The sequence below is a fragment of the Lentzea chajnantorensis genome, from assembly GCF_054300775.1.
The window spans coordinates 4,488,651-4,503,045 of the sequence record NZ_JBSDZT010000002.1; the positions used below are offsets into that span (position 1 = coordinate 4,488,651).

The 14,395-nt window shown below is 71.8% G+C and carries 10 protein-coding genes; 9 read left to right on the forward strand and 1 reads right to left on the reverse strand.

Annotation, left to right across the window (positions count from 1 at the left end; translation table 11 throughout):
* Positions 1-31: 31 nt before the first annotated feature.
* Entirely contained in the window at positions 32-1,300 is a 1,269-nt protein-coding gene (locus ACVDFE_RS22595) for an SGNH/GDSL hydrolase family protein (RefSeq protein WP_458431738.1), read from the reverse strand.
* Between the two features lie 327 nt (positions 1,301-1,627).
* Between ACVDFE_RS22595 and ACVDFE_RS22600 the strand changes: the two genes are divergently transcribed.
* The 9 genes from ACVDFE_RS22600 (at position 1,628) to ACVDFE_RS22640 (ending at position 14,391) form a co-directional block, all read left to right on the forward strand.
* A complete protein-coding gene (locus tag ACVDFE_RS22600) occupies positions 1,628-2,188 on the forward strand; it encodes a DJ-1/PfpI family protein (RefSeq protein ID WP_458431739.1) in 561 nt (186 codons plus the stop codon).
* A 274-nt stretch (positions 2,189-2,462) separates the two neighbouring features.
* Positions 2,463-3,977 carry a sugar ABC transporter ATP-binding protein gene (locus ACVDFE_RS22605; RefSeq protein WP_458431740.1) on the forward strand — a complete coding sequence of 505 codons (1,515 nt, stop codon included), beginning with the start codon at positions 2,463-2,465 and terminating at the stop codon, positions 3,975-3,977.
* Positions 3,974-5,002 (forward strand): ABC transporter permease, encoded by a 1,029-nt coding sequence (locus ACVDFE_RS22610; protein ID WP_360389599.1) that lies wholly within the window; start codon positions 3,974-3,976, stop codon positions 5,000-5,002. The genes ACVDFE_RS22605 and ACVDFE_RS22610 overlap by 4 nt, the downstream gene beginning before the upstream one ends.
* A gap of 44 nt (positions 5,003-5,046) precedes the next feature.
* Positions 5,047-6,090, forward strand: coding sequence for a substrate-binding domain-containing protein (locus ACVDFE_RS22615; protein WP_458431741.1), 1,044 nt, complete (start codon positions 5,047-5,049; stop codon positions 6,088-6,090).
* A gap of 34 nt (positions 6,091-6,124) precedes the next feature.
* The gene (locus tag ACVDFE_RS22620; RefSeq protein ID WP_360389868.1) at positions 6,125-7,264 is read left to right on the forward strand and encodes a Gfo/Idh/MocA family protein; all 1,140 of its coding nucleotides are present in this window, start codon (positions 6,125-6,127) and stop codon (positions 7,262-7,264) included.
* Between the two features lie 13 nt (positions 7,265-7,277).
* The gene (locus ACVDFE_RS22625) at positions 7,278-8,285 is read left to right on the forward strand and encodes a sugar phosphate isomerase/epimerase family protein (protein WP_360389594.1); all 1,008 of its coding nucleotides are present in this window, start codon (positions 7,278-7,280) and stop codon (positions 8,283-8,285) included.
* A gap of 37 nt (positions 8,286-8,322) precedes the next feature.
* Positions 8,323-9,486 carry an inositol-3-phosphate synthase gene (locus tag ACVDFE_RS22630; protein WP_360389591.1) on the forward strand — a complete coding sequence of 388 codons (1,164 nt, stop codon included), beginning with the start codon at positions 8,323-8,325 and terminating at the stop codon, positions 9,484-9,486.
* Positions 9,487-9,818: 332 nt separating this feature from the next.
* Positions 9,819-12,659, forward strand: coding sequence for a PQQ-dependent sugar dehydrogenase (locus ACVDFE_RS22635; protein WP_458431742.1), 2,841 nt, complete (start codon positions 9,819-9,821; stop codon positions 12,657-12,659).
* A 37-nt stretch (positions 12,660-12,696) separates the two neighbouring features.
* Positions 12,697-14,391, forward strand: coding sequence for a ThuA domain-containing protein (locus ACVDFE_RS22640; protein WP_458431743.1), 1,695 nt, complete (start codon positions 12,697-12,699; stop codon positions 14,389-14,391).
* Positions 14,392-14,395 lie beyond the last annotated feature (4 nt).

Below are 14,395 nucleotides of genomic sequence, written 5' to 3' on the forward strand. Positions count from 1 at the left end.
CCTCGCGGCACCGGCTGTCCGGAGGAGCTGATCAGTGGAACAGGCGCAGGGGGACCGCCTCCGCCAGAGCCCGGTACCCGGCCGGGTTCAGGTGCAGGTGGTCTCCCACGTCGAACGCGGTCAGCAGCTGCCGCGGTGCGGCCGGGTCGCGCACGGCGGCGTCGAGGTCGACCACGGCGTCGAAGCGGCGGCTGGTGCGGATCCACCGGTTCACCGCCTGCCGCGCCGTCTCGCGGAACCCGCCCGCGTCGTCGTAGAAGCTGCCGCCGAACGGCAGCAGCGTCGCGCCGTACACGGCCAGGTCGTGCGCATGGGCCCGGTCGAGGACCTGCTGGTAGCCCGCGATGAGGCGCTCGGCGACGCGTTGCTGCGACGCCTGGTCCGCGGCGGCCGTGCCGATGTCGTTGATCCCCTCGAACAGCAGCAGCCACTCGACCCGGCTCTGCGCCAGCAGGTCGCGGTCGAGCCGCGCCAGCACGCTCGGGCCCAGGCCGTTGTCCAGCACCCGGTTGCCGCCCGCGGCCTGGTTCAGCACCGCCACCCCGGCGGTGCGGCGGTCCGCGCGCAGCCGCTCGGCGAGCCGGTCGGGCCAGCGGTCGTTGCCGTTGGTGGTGGAGCCGCGGCCGTCGGTCAGCGAGTCGCCGATCACGACGAGGGCCGACGTGCCCGCACCCGTGACCACCTCGACACCGCTGAGGAAGTACCAGTGGTCGGTGGGGGTCGCGCCGGGCAGGTCGGCCGCCTCGACGTGGTTGCCCGCCAGGAGGTGGGACGTGGTGCGCGAACCGGGGTGCGAGGTGATGTCGTTCGACGCCTGCCCGGTGGCGAGGTACGTGGTGACGGTGAGGATCGAGCCCGCGGCCAGCGGGAAGTCCAGCGGGTCGGACACCACGAGCACGCCGGGCGTGAGGTCCGCCGACGGCGAGCCGTTGAACGTCACCCGGCGCGTGCTGCCGGGTTCGACGGCGCTCACACCGGCCCGGCCGCCCGCGGGGAGTGCGACGGTGACCGCGGTGATCGGCAGCGTCGCGCCACCGAACGCGTTCGAGAACCGCAACCGCAGCCGCCGCCCGCCGATCGTGACCCGGACGGTCTGCCGCAGGGTCGCGTCGGCCAGCACGAGCCCGTCCTGGGTGAACGGCGCCGGCGGCATGTTGTGCGGCTCGGTCAGCTGGGGCATCGACGCCCACGTGCCGACCCAGCGTTCCCGGCCCCGCGGTGGCGTGGCGGCCCCCGCGGTGGTGGTGGATCCGGCGACGACCGTGGCGGCCGCGGCGCCGAGGAAGGAGCGTCTGCGCATTGTCCCAACCCTTCGGGAGGAAGGCGTCCGTGATCGAACCTAGGAGGGCCGCGGCAACGCCGTCAATGAAGTGACACAAGGGAAATCGGCAGAACACCTGTGCGCCGGGCGGGGGCCGGAGGTGTGCCTCGCGCTGCCCTGCGCACGCCGCGGGAATGGCCTGCACCTGCCACCTCGGCCGGTTGACCGCGGGTGGTGGTGGTCCTACCGTGGGAGCTGTTCTGCCGAAGACCGATGTAGTCCTTTGTGGACACAAATCTCCGGGTGCCACCGGCGCCCTCGCCGTGGAACCGCCGTGTCCGCAGTCGCTGACGACGAGGAGTGCGCATGGCACGAGTGCTGATGCTGGTGGGTGACGCCGCGGAGGAGCTCGACTCGATGTACCCGCTGTTCCGCCTGCGGGAGGACGACCACGAGGTGGTGGTCGCGGCACCGACCACCCGCCCGGTGCAGCTGGTGGTGCACGACTTCGAGCCGGGCTGCGACGCCTACACGGAGAAACCCGGCCGGCGGCTGCCGGTGGACCTGGCGTTCGCCGACGTGCGGCCGGAGGAGTTCGACGCGCTGGTGATCCCGGGCGGCCGGGCACCGGAGTACATCCGCGTCGACCCGGACGTGGCGCGCATCGTCGAGCACTTCTTCACCCACGAGCGCCCGGTCGGGACGATCTGCCACGGACCGCAGGTCCCGGCGGCGCTCGGGCTGCTGCGCGGCCGGACCACGGCGGCTTACCCGCCGCTGCGCGCCGACGTGGAGCAGGCCGGCGGGACGTTCGCCGACGGACCGGACGTGGTGGACGGCGTGATGGTCTCCTGCCGCGGCTGGCCGGACCTGCCGGAGTGGTCGCGCGCGTTCCTGCGGGTGCTGGCGAAGACGAACGGCAGCTGATCCTCCACAGTGGAAGACCGCACGTCCGACGCGGGCCGGGACGACTCCCGGCCCGCGTCGCCATCGCTCCCGAACGGCCCCTGGTCAAGGGAAAAATTGGCCGATATGTGCCACCTCCACCACCTTGTCCCCGGGCTCGGCCGAACCTAGGTTGACGGTTCACAAGGCCGGATTTCCCTGCTGGCACAGCGGTTGCCGGGGCTCGGAGGACTTCGATGGTGGGCTCACCCGTGCGCGGTCGCGCGCCTGGTCGGCTGTGGACGGGAGTGACCGGATGACGGTCCCGGCGGCGGCACTGCTGTCGGTCAGGGGCCTGGTCAAGCGGTTCCCCGGCGTGACGGCCCTGGGCGGGGTGGACTTCGACGTCCGCGCGGGGGAGGTGCACTGCCTGCTCGGGCAGAACGGGGCCGGCAAGTCGACGCTGATCAAGGTGCTGTCCGGTGCGCACCGCCCCGACGAGGGCGAGATCCGCTGGCGCGGCGAGGTCGTGTCGTTCGGTCACCCCACCGCCGCGATGCGCAGCGGGGTGGCCGCCATCTACCAGGAGCTGGACCTCGTCGCGGGCCTCTCGGTGGCCGACAACGTCTTCCTCGGGCACGAACTGTCCACTGCGGGCTTCAGCCGGCGCGCGGAGGCGCACCGCAGGACCCGTGCGCTGCTCGACCGGCTGGGCCACCCCGACATCGCGCCGGACCGGGACGTCGGCCGGTTGTCCGTGGCCCACCAGCAGGTCGTCAGCATGGCGCGGGCGCTGTCGCTGGACGGGCAGCTGCTCATCATGGACGAGCCGTCGGCCGTGCTGGACCCGGACGAGGTGCGAGTGCTCTTCGACGTCATCCGCGAGCTGACCGCCCAGGGCGTGGCCGTCATCTACATCTCGCACCGGCTGGCCGAGATCAGGGAGATCGGCGACCGGGTGACCGTGCTCAAGGACGGCCGCACCGTCGCGACGGGCCTGTCCGCGCGCGAGGTGCGGACCGCGGAGCTGATCGCGTTGATGACCGGGCGCGACCTCGACAACGTCTACCCCGACCGGCCGCCGCTCGACCCGGCGGCGCCGGAGGTGCTGGTGGTGCGCGGGCTGACCGACGGCGACCGCTTCCGCGACGTGGACCTGACCGTCCGCGCCGGTGAGGTGGTCGGGCTCGCCGGTCTGGTCGGGTCGGGCCGCTCGGAGATCCTGGAGACCGTCTACGGCGCCCGCAAGCGGGCCGGTGGCACGGTCGAGGTGGACGGCAGGCCGTTGCGGCGCGGTGGTGTCGGGGCGGCGGTGCGCGCGGGCATGGGGCTGTGCCCGGAGGAGCGCAAGAGCCAGGGGCTGCTGCTGGACCAGGCCGTCTACCGCAACATCACCGTGTCGTCGATGTCGGCCTTCGCCCGGTTCGGGTTCCTCGACGACCGCGCCGAACGCGCCCGCTCGACCGCGCTGACCGAGGCGCTGGACGTGCGCCCGGCCGGGGTCGACCGCGTGGTGCGCGGGCTGTCCGGCGGCAACCAGCAGAAGGTGGTGCTCGCGCGGTGGCTGCTGCGGGAGTGCCGGGTGCTGCTGCTCGACGAACCCACGCGCGGGGTCGACGTGGGCGCGCGCAACGAGATCTACGAGCTGATCCGCGACCTGGCGGCCAGGGGGGTGGCCGTCGTCGTCGTGTCGAGCGACGTGGAGGAGGTCCTCGGGCTGGCCGACCGGGTGCTGGTCGTGCGCGAGGGCCGGGTGGTCCACGACGGGCCGGCCGGCGAGATCGACGAGTCCCGGGTCCTCGACCTGGTCATGGAAGGACACGCCGCATGAGCGAGGACACCGCCGTGCCCGCGCGAACACAGGGCAGAGCGCCCGCAGCCAAGGAGACCGGCATCGCGGGCCTGCTGGGCTCCGCCGCAGGGCGCAACACCGGACTCGTGGTCGCACTGGTCCTGCTGTGCGCGGGCGGTGTGGTCACCGCCGGGGACCGGTTCGCCGACATCGACAACGTGCTCACGATCCTGCGGCTCGCGGCCGTGATCGGCGTGGTGAGCATCGGCATGACGTTCGTGATCACCGGCGGCGGCATCGACCTGTCCGTGGGCGCGATCGTCGCGCTGTCGTCGGTGTGGGCGACCACGCTGGCCACGCAGGGCCTGGCCGGCGACACCCACTGGATCGTCATGGTGTTCACGGCCCTGCTGGTGGGCGGGGCCTGCGGGCTGGTCAACGGGGTGCTGATCGCGTACGGCCGGGTCGTGGCGTTCATCGCGACCCTGGCGAGCCTGGCCGCCGCACGCGGCCTGGCCGAGATCATCTCCAACCGCAAGACGCAGATCGTGAACGTGCCGGGCTTCGCCGCGTTCTTCGACGCGTCGGTGCTGGGCGTCCCGGTGCTGGTGGTGATCTTCGCGCTGGTCGCGGTCGGCGGGTGGGTGCTGCTCAACCGCACGACGTTCGGGCGCAGGACGTTCGCCGTCGGCGGCAACCCGGAGGCGGCCCGGCTCGCCGGCATCGACGTGCGGCGGCACACCGTGATGCTCTACTCGCTGCTGGGCCTGTGCTGCGGGCTGGCCGCGGTCATGCTCATCGCCCGCACCACCACCGGCAGCGCCACCCACGGCGGCCTGTACGAGCTCGACGCCATCGCCGCGGTCGTCATCGGCGGCACGCTGCTCTCCGGCGGCCGCGGCACGATCGCGGGCACCGTCTTCGGCGTCCTGATCTTCACGACGCTGTCGAACGTCTTCACCCTCAACAACCTCTCCATCTCCGCCCAGGCCGTCGCGAAGGGCGCGATCATCGTGGTCGCCGTCCTCCTGCAGCAGCGGCTCGCCCGACGCAGCGGCGCTTGACGCCGCCCCTCCAGACCGCTGCCACCCGAGGAGACAAGAAAGTCATGCCGCACAAGAGAACCACCCGCATCGCCGCAGCGGCGGCGACACTCGCGCTCGGTGCCGCGCTGACCGCGTGCACCGGCAACACGCCGCAGGACACCGGAGGTGGCGGCAACCAGGGCGGGGTGCGGGTCGCCAACGACGAGCCGGGCAAGAAGGTCGTCATCGGCTTCTCGGCACCGGCCGCCGACCACGGCTGGATGGCCGCGATCACCGACGCCGCGAAGAAGGAGGCCGGCAAGTACTCCGACGTCGAGCTGCGCGTCGTCGAGGGCACCAACGACCCCAACCTCCAGATCAGCCAGGTCGAGACGTTCATCAACGACAAGGTCGACGCGATCGTCCTGCTGCCGTTCGACGGCGCCGCGCTCACCCCGGTCGCGCTCAAGGCCATGAAGGCCGGCATCACCGTGATCAACGTCGACCGCCGGTTCGACAGCCCGTTCGCGGCGCGGTCCACGGTGCTGGGCGACAACTACGGCATGGGCGTGTCCGCGGGCACCTACGTCTGCGAGCGGCTCAAGGGCAAGGGCGACGCCGTGGTCGCGGAGATCGCCGGCATCGACTCGCTGCCGCTGACCCAGGACCGCAGCAAGGGCTTCGCCGAGGCGCTCGCGGGCTGCGGCCTGAAGGTGACCAACCGGGTGGCCGCCGAGTTCACCGTCGAGAGCGGTGAGCGGGCAGCGGCGAACCTGCTGCAGGCCGCGCGCAAGATCGACGCCATCTGGAACCACGACGACGACCAGGGCGTCGGCGTCGCGGCCGCGGTCAAGAACTCCGGCCGCGGCGAGTTCTTCATGGTCGGCGGCGCGGGCTCGGCGAACGTGATGCGCGAGATCAAGGCCGACAACGGGCCGCACAAGGCGACGGTCGTCTACCCGTCGACCCAGGGTGCGGACGGCATCCGGCTGGCCCGGCTCGCGGTGCAGGGCAAGAGCCTCGGCGACCTGGTCGAGGTGGAGGTCCCCCGCGAGGTCCAGCTGTACGCGCCGGTCGTGACGAAGGACAACGTCGACCGCTACCTGCCGACCGCCTTCGAGTCCTGAGAGGGAACGCACTGTGACGACGCTGGGCATCGCAATGGTCGGCCACGCGTTCATGGGAGCCGCTCACTCCCAGGCGTGGCGGGTCGCCCCCCGCTTCTTCGACCTGCCGGTGCGGCCGGTGATGGCGGTGCTGTGCGGCCGGGACCCCGGCCGCACGCGCGCCGCCGCCGACCGGCTCGGCTGGGCCGACGCCGCGACCGACTGGAAGTCCGTGCTGGACCGCGACGACGTGCACGTGGTGGACATCTGCACACCGGGTGACACGCACGCCGAGATCGCGGTCGCCGCCCTGGAGGCGGGCAAGCACGTGCTGTGCGAGAAGCCGCTGGCCAACAGCGTCGCCGAGGCGGTCGCCATGGCGGAGGCGGCCGCACGCGCCGCCGAACGCGGGGTGCGGGCGATGGTGGGCTTCAGCTACCGGCGGGTGCCCGCGCTCGCCCTGGCCCGCGACCTCGTCGCGCAGGGCAGGCTCGGCCGCGTCCACCACGTGCGCGCCCAGTACCTGCAGGACTGGATCGTCGACCCGGCCGCACCGCTGTCGTGGCGGCTGGACAAGGAGAAGGCCGGTTCCGGCGCGCTCGGCGACATCGGCGCGCACATCGTGGACGCCACCCAGTTCATCCTCGGCGACACCGTCGCCGAGGTGACCGGGACCATGGAGACGTTCGTGCCGGAGCGGCCCGTCGCGGCCGCCCACTCCGGGCTGTCGGGCACCGCCGCGGGCAGCGAGACCGGCCCGGTCACCGTGGACGACGCCGCGCTGTTCCTGGCCCGCTTCACCGGCGGCGCGCTCGCCTCGTTCGAGGCGACCCGCTTCGCCAACGGCCGCAAGAACGCGCTGCGCATCGAGGTCAACGGCTCGGCGGGCAGCCTGGCGTTCGACTTCGAGGACATGAACGTCCTGCAGTTCTTCGACGGCACCGAGGACGCGTCCGTCGCCGGGTTCCGCCGGATCGTGGTCACCGAGCCGGAGCACCCGTACGTGTCCGCGTGGTGGCCTGCCGGGCACGGCCTCGGCTACGAGCACGCGTTCACCCACCAGGCCGTGGACTTCGTGCGGGCCGTGGCCGCGGGCACCGACCCGGCGCCGTCGTTCGCCGACGGCCTCCAGGTGCAGCGGGTGCTCGCGGCGGTCGAGACGAGTGCTGAGTCCCGCACGTGGCAACAGGTCTGAGGAGGCAGAACAGATGGCACGCCCGATCACGTTGTTCACCGGCCAGTGGGCCGACCTGCCGTTCGAGGAGGTCTGCCGGCTGGCCTCCGGCTGGGGCTACGACGGCCTGGAGATCGCCTGCTGGGGCGACCACCTCGACCCGTGGCGGGCCGCGGAGGACGACGACTACGTCGCCGACCGGCTGGAGGTCCTCGCCAAGCACGACCTGAAGGTGTGGACGATCTCCAACCACCTCACCGGCCAGGCCGTCTGCGACGACCCGATCGACGAGCGGCACCAGGGCATCCTGTCCGCCCGCAACTGGGGCGACGGCGACCCCGAGGGCGTGCGGCAGCGCGCGGCCGAGGAGATGAAGATGACCGCGCGGGCCGCGGCCAAGCTCGGCGTCGACACCGTCGTGGGCTTCACCGGCTCGTCGATCTGGAAGACCGTCGCGATGTTCCCGCCGGCACCGCAGTCGATGATCGACGCCGGGTACCAGGACTTCGCCGACCGCTGGAACCCGATCCTCGACGTGTTCGACGAGGTCGGCGTCCGGTTCGCGCACGAGGTCCACCCGTCCGAGATCGCCTACGACTACTGGACGACCGTGCGGGCGCTGGAGGCGATCGGGCACCGGCCCGCGTTCGGCCTCAACTGGGACCCGTCGCACTTCGTGTGGCAGGACCTCGACCCGGTCGGGTTCCTGTGGGACTTCCGCGACCGGATCTACCACGTCGACTGCAAGGACGCCCGGCGCCAGGTCGGCAACGGCCGCAACGGCCGGATGGGCTCGCACCTGGCGTGGGCGGACCCGCGGCGCGGCTGGGACTTCGTCTCGACCGGACGCGGCGACGTGCCGTGGGAGCAGTCGTTCCGGATGCTCAACACCATCGGGTACTCCGGTCCGATCAGCGTCGAGTGGGAGGACGCCGGCATGGACCGCCTCGTCGGCGCGCCCGAGGCGCTGGAGTTCATCCGCCGCAACGCCTTCGACCCGCCGTCGGCTTCCTTCGACGCCGCGTTCAGCTCGGGCGGGTGACGCGCGGGCGAGGGCCCGCTGACGAGAGGAGACGGTCGTGACCGAACGAATCGGCCTGTGGCTGAACGGTGCCAGGGGGTCGGTGGCGACGACAGCGGTCAGCGGGCTGCTCGCCCTGCGCGAGGGGCTCGTGCCGCCCACGGGCTGCGCCTCGGAACTGCTGGACGCCGACCTGCCGCCGTGGGAGGCGTTCGTGGTCGGCGGGCACGACGTCGTGGACACCCCGCTGGTCAAGCGGGTGGAGGGCCTCGTGCGCGACGGGGTGCTGCCGCACGACCTGGCGGGGTGGGTGGCGGACGGGCTGGACGCCGTGGACGCGGAGATCCGGCCCGGCCACGACCCCGCCGCGTTCGCCGGCAGCCAGGCCGAGGCTGCCCGGCGGCTGGCGGCCGACATCACCGGCTTCCGCGAACGGCACGGGCTCGCCCGCGTCGTCGTGGTGAACGTGGCGTCGACCGAACCGCCCGTGCACGTGCCGCACGAGTCGCTGGCGGAGCTGGAGGAAGCGCTCGCCGTGCCGGGGAACGCCGTGCTGCCGCCGAGCTCCCTCGTCGCCTACGCGGCGTTCCAGGCCGGGTGCGCCTTCGTGGACTTCACCCCGTCCACCGGTGTGGCGCTGCCCGCGCTGGACGAGCTGGCGCGGGCGCGGTCGCTGCCCTACGCCGGCCGTGACGGCAAGACGGGGGAGACGTTGCTGCGCGCGGCGATCGCGCCGATGTTCACCTCGCGGGCGCTGAAGGTCCTGTCCTGGACCGGCACCAACCTGCTCGGCGGCGGTGACGGTGCGACGCTGGAGGACCCTGCGCACGCCGACAGCAAGCTCGCGTCCAAGGCCAGGGGACTGGCCGCCCTGCTCGGCGCGGAGGTCACCGCGCCGTTGCACATCGACCACGTGCCAGACCTCGGTGAACGCAAGACCGCGTGGGACCACGTGTCCTTCGAGGGGTTCCTGGGCGCGCGGATGTCGTTGCAGCTCACCTGGAGCGGCCTGGACTCGTCCCTGGCCGCCCCGCTCGTGCTCGACCTCGCCCGCCTGCTCGCCGCCGCCCACGCGGCCGGCCGCAGCGGTGCGCAGGGCGCGCTCGCGTTCTTCTTCAAGGACCCGCTGGGCAGCGACGAGCACCGGCTCGCCGAACAGGCCCGCGAACTGCACGAGTGGGCGCGGGGACTGGATGACCCGCGCTCGCGCCAGACCGACTGACCCACCGACCGTTCCGGTTCGCTTCCGCTGCGCGACCCTTTCCCTGCGAAGGAGCCAAGCGTGAATAGAACGTCATGGCGGCGCGTCCGCCCCCGAGGAGTCGTCCCGCTCTCCGGCACCTCCTCGGCCCGCGCGTAACCCCTCCCGGCCCGCGTTCCCCCGGCGGTGAACAGGGCCGTTCCGGCCGCCCTCTTCTGGGAGCGCTCCCAGAAGAGGGCTTCCCCTGGCGAACGCGCCCGCACACCGACCGACTCGACGCGCCGACGCCCTGACCGTCCACAGCGGACCGCGCGCTGCCCGCGCGCGAACGAGATCGAAGGTTGTCACCTGTCATGAGAAAACGATTCTCCGCGGCGTTCTCCGCCGCACTGCTGACCGTGGCCGGAGCGGTGGCCGTCACGGCCGCCTCGGTCGCCACCGCCCCACCGGCCGCCGCGCACGTCGTCAACCCGGCGGACTTCCAGCAGGTGGAACTCGCCAAGGGCGTCGCCGAGATGGGCGAGCCGATGTCGATGGCCGTGCTGCCGGACCGCTCCGTCCTGCACACCTCCCGCAACGGCACGCTGCGCCGCACCACGGCGACCGGCACCACGAGCGTGATCGCGAACATCCCCGTCTACACCCACGACGAGGAGGGGTTGCAGGGCGTCGCGGCGGACCCGAACTTCGCCACCAACCGGCAGATCTTCCTCTTCTACGCGCCACCGCTGTCGACACCGTCCGGTGACGCTCCGGCCACCGGCACGAACTTCTCGGCGTGGAACGGTGTGAACCGGCTGTCCCGCTTCACCCTCAACACCGACTTCACGGTCAACATGGCGAGCCAGGTGACGGTGCTCGACGTGCCGACCAGCCGGGGCATGTGCTGCCACGTCGGCGGTGACATGGACTTCGACGCGGCCGGCAACCTGTACCTGTCCACCGGTGACGACACCAACCCGTTCGACTCGGGCGGCTACACCCCGATCGACGAGCGCTCCGGCCGCAACCCCGTCTACGACGCGCAGCGCAGCGCCGGCAACACCAACGACCTGCGCGGCAAGGTCCTGCGGATCAAGGTGAACGCCGACGGGTCGTACTCGATCCCGGCCGGCAACCTGTTCGCGCCGGGAACGGCCCGCACCCGCCCGGAGATCTACGCGATGGGCCTGCGCAACCCGTTCCGCTTCAACGTGGACAAGGCCACCGGCACGATCTACCTCGGCGACTACGGTCCGGACGCCGGGTCGACGACGTCCACCCGCGGTCCCGCCGGTCAGGTCGAGTTCAACCGGATCACCTCGGCGGGCAACTACGGCTGGCCGTACTGCACCGGCGGCAACACCACCAACGAGACCTATGTGGACTACACGTTCCCGTCGGGTCCGTCGGGCAGCCGGTTCAACTGCGCGGCACCGGTGAACAACTCGCCGAACAACACCGGACTGACGAACCTGCCGCCCGCGCGCGCGGCGTGGATCAAGTACGACAACTGCTCGTTCGCCGCGTTCGGCTGCGGCTCGGAGTCGCCGATGGCGGCGCCGGTGTACCGCTACGACTCGACGAACCCGTCGACGGTCAAGTTCCCGGCCTCCCTGGACGGGCACGTGTTCGCCACCGAGTTCGGCCGCCGCTGGATCAAGACGATCGACGTCAACTCCGACGGCACGCCCGGCACGGTCGGCGACTTCCCGTGGCGCGGCACGCAGGTCATGGACGCCGCGTTCGGCCCGGACGGCGCGCTCTACGTGCTCGACTACGGCACGGGCTGGGGCAGCGGTGACGCGAGCTCCGCGCTCTACCGCATCGAGTACGTGCCGTCGGGCAACCGGGCGCCGGTCGCGAAGGCGAGCGCGGACCGCTCGTCCGGTGCCGCTCCGCTGACCGTGAACTTCTCGTCCGCGGGCTCCTCCGACCCGGAGAACGGCGCGCTGACCTACTCGTGGAACTTCGGCAACGGCGCCACCTCCACGGCGGCCAACCCGAGCTACACCTTCACCGCCAACGGCCAGTACACGGTCACACTGACGGTGACGGACCCAGGCGGGTTGACGGCCAGCACCAGCGTGGTGGTCACAGTGGGCAACACCGCACCGGTCGTGACGCTGAACGCACCGCTGAACGGCAGCCTGTTCAGCTACGGCGACACCATCCCGTACACGATCACGGTCACCGACGCCGAGGACGGCACGATCGACTGCACGCGGGTCAAGCTGTCCTACATCCTCGGCCACGACAGCCACGGCCACCCGATCACGTCGAAGACCGGCTGTTCGGGCACCCTGACGATCCCGGTCGACGGTGAGCACGACACGGCGGCGAACATCTACGCGGTCTTCGACGCCGAGTACACCGACAACGGCGCGAACGGCGTCCCGGCGGCGACCACACACACCCAGCACGTGCTGCAGCCGCGCCACCGCCAGGCCGAGCACTACGCGGCGCAGTCGGGTGTCGCCCTGTACGACAAGACGCCGGCCGAGGGCGGCCGGACCGTCGGCGACGTCCACAACGGCGACTGGATCGCGTTCGACAACTACAACCTCACCGGCGCCAACCGGTTCACCGCACGGGTGTCCTCGGCCGGCGCGGGCGGCACGATCACGGTGCGCGCCGGTTCCCCGACCGGCACGGCCATCGCCACGCTGACGGCGCCGGTGACGGGTGGCTGGGAGACCTTCACCGAGGTCTCGACCGCTCTCAGCTCGGTGCCCGCGACCACCGGCAGGCTGTACCTGACCTTCACCGGCAGCGGCACGGGCTACCTGTTCGACCTGGACGCCTTCACGTTCGACACCTCCACCGGCGGCGGTGGCCGCACCGGGCCGATCACCGGCCCCGCGAGCAAGTGCGCCGACGTGACCGGCGGCAGCACCGCCGACGGCACCCGCATCCAGCTCTACACCTGCAACAACGGCACGAACCAGCGGTGGACCGTCCAGGGCACGACGCTGCGGGCGTTGTCGAAGTGCATGGACACCGCCGGTGGCGCGACCGCCGACGGCACGGCCGTGCAGCTGACGACCTGCAACGGTGCCACGAGCCAGAACTGGTCCGCCGGCGCCAACGGTTCCGTGGTGAACACGAAGTCGGGCAAGTGCCTGGACGCCAACGGGGCGAGCACGGCCGACGGCACCGCGCTGATCATCTGGAACTGCCACGGCGGCACGAACCAGCGCTGGACCCTGCCGTGACGACTCCGCCGCCTGCTTCACCATCAAGGAGGATGAGATGAGGTACCAGGCACTCCGGCGGGCGCTCAGCGCGACCGCCGCGGCACTGGTCGCCGGGGCGGTCGTCACCGCGCCACCGGCGGCGGCTGCCGACGCACCGTACGACGTGCTGGTGTTCTCCAAGACCGCGGGCTTCCGGCACGACGCCATCCCCACCGGCATCCAGCTGGTCCGCGACCTGGGCGCCGGCAACAACTTCACCGTGACCGCCACCGAGGACTCCGCGGTGTTCACGACCTCGAACCTCGCGCAGTACGAGGCCGTGGTCTTCCTCAACACCACCGGGGACGTGCTCAATGCGACCCAGCAGACCGCGTTCGAGTCCTACGTCCGCGGCGGGGGCGGCTACGTCGGCGTCCACTCCGCGGCCGACACCGAGTACGACTGGCCGTTCTACGGCGAGCTGGTGGGCGCGTACTTCTCCTCGCACCCGGCGATCCAGCAGGCCACGGTCCGCACGGAGAACCGGGCGCACGCGGCCACCGCGCACCTGAGCCCGGCCTGGTCGCGCACCGACGAGTGGTATAACTACCGCAGCAACCCGCGCTCCACGGCCCGCGTGTTGTCCACTTTGGACGAGTCGACCTACTCCGGCGGGTCGATGGGCGGCGACCACCCGATCACCTGGTGCAAGATCCTGAGCGGCGGCCGGTCGTTCTACACCGGCACCGGTCACACCAGGGAGAGCTACGCCGACCCGGCGTTCCGCTCGATGGTCCTCGGCGGCATCCGCTACGCGGCGAACCGGACGAAGGCCGACTGCCGGCCCGAGACCGGGTACACCACCCTCTACAACGGCTCGACGAGCGGGTGGACGCAGGCGGGCCCCGGCGGTTTCACCAACACCAACGGCACGCTCACGTCGTACGACGGCATGGGCATGCTCTGGTACAGCGCGAAGGAGCTGCGGTCCTACTCGCTGAAGCTGGACTGGCAGGTGCCCGGTGACGACAACTCCGGTGTCGTGCTCGGGTTCCCGGCCGGCAGCACCCCGGACTCGGCGCTGACCAGCGGTTACGAAGTCCAGATCGACGCCACCGACACCGCGGACAAGACCACGGGCGCGATCTACGGGGTCAAGGGCGCGGACATCGCGGCCAGGGACGCGGCGCTGAACCCGCCGGGCGAGTGGAACACCTACGAGCTGCTCGTCGAGGGCGAACGGCTGCAGGTGTTCCTGAACGGCGTGAAGATCAACGACTTCACCAACGCCGACCCGGCCCGCTCGCTCACGTCGGGCCACATCGGCCTGCAGAACCACGGTACGGGCGACGACGTGTCGTTCCGCAACGTCCGGATCAAGGAGCTCGGCGGGACGACGCCGCGCACCGGCCGGATCACCGGTGGTTCCGGCAAGTGCGTGGACGTGGCGGGCGGCAGCAGCGCCGACGGCACCCGCATCCAGCTCTACACCTGCAACTCCAACGCCGCCCAGCAGTGGACGGTCAACGGGAACACGTTGCGCGCGTTCAACAAGTGCATGACCACCGCCGGCGGCAACGGCGCGCAGGTGCAGCTGCAGACGTGCAACGGCAGCGGCACGCAGAACTGGGCGCCGGGCGCGAACGGGTCGCTGGTGCACCAGCAGTCCGGCCGCTGCCTGGACGCCAACGGCGGCAGCTCGGCCGACGGCACGTCGCTGATCGTCTGGACCTGCCACGGCGGGACCAACCAGCGCTGGACCCTGCCGTGAGGCG

Excerpts from the sequence above, each read along its gene's own strand:
- ACVDFE_RS22595 (WP_458431738.1), bottom strand. The coding sequence starts at position 1,300 with ATGCGCAGACGCTCCTTCCTCGGCGCCGCGGCCGCCACGGTCGTCGCC.
- ACVDFE_RS22600 (WP_458431739.1), top strand. The coding sequence starts at position 1,628 with ATGGCACGAGTGCTGATGCTGGTGGGTGACGCCGCGGAGGAGCTCGAC.
- ACVDFE_RS22605 (WP_458431740.1), top strand. The coding sequence starts at position 2,463 with ATGACGGTCCCGGCGGCGGCACTGCTGTCGGTCAGGGGCCTGGTCAAG.
- ACVDFE_RS22610 (WP_360389599.1), top strand. The coding sequence starts at position 3,974 with ATGAGCGAGGACACCGCCGTGCCCGCGCGAACACAGGGCAGAGCGCCC.
- ACVDFE_RS22615 (WP_458431741.1), top strand. The coding sequence starts at position 5,047 with ATGCCGCACAAGAGAACCACCCGCATCGCCGCAGCGGCGGCGACACTC.
- ACVDFE_RS22620 (WP_360389868.1), top strand. The coding sequence starts at position 6,125 with ATGGTCGGCCACGCGTTCATGGGAGCCGCTCACTCCCAGGCGTGGCGG.
- ACVDFE_RS22625 (WP_360389594.1), top strand. The coding sequence starts at position 7,278 with ATGGCACGCCCGATCACGTTGTTCACCGGCCAGTGGGCCGACCTGCCG.
- ACVDFE_RS22635 (WP_458431742.1), top strand. The coding sequence starts at position 9,819 with ATGAGAAAACGATTCTCCGCGGCGTTCTCCGCCGCACTGCTGACCGTG.
- ACVDFE_RS22640 (WP_458431743.1), top strand. The coding sequence starts at position 12,697 with ATGAGGTACCAGGCACTCCGGCGGGCGCTCAGCGCGACCGCCGCGGCA.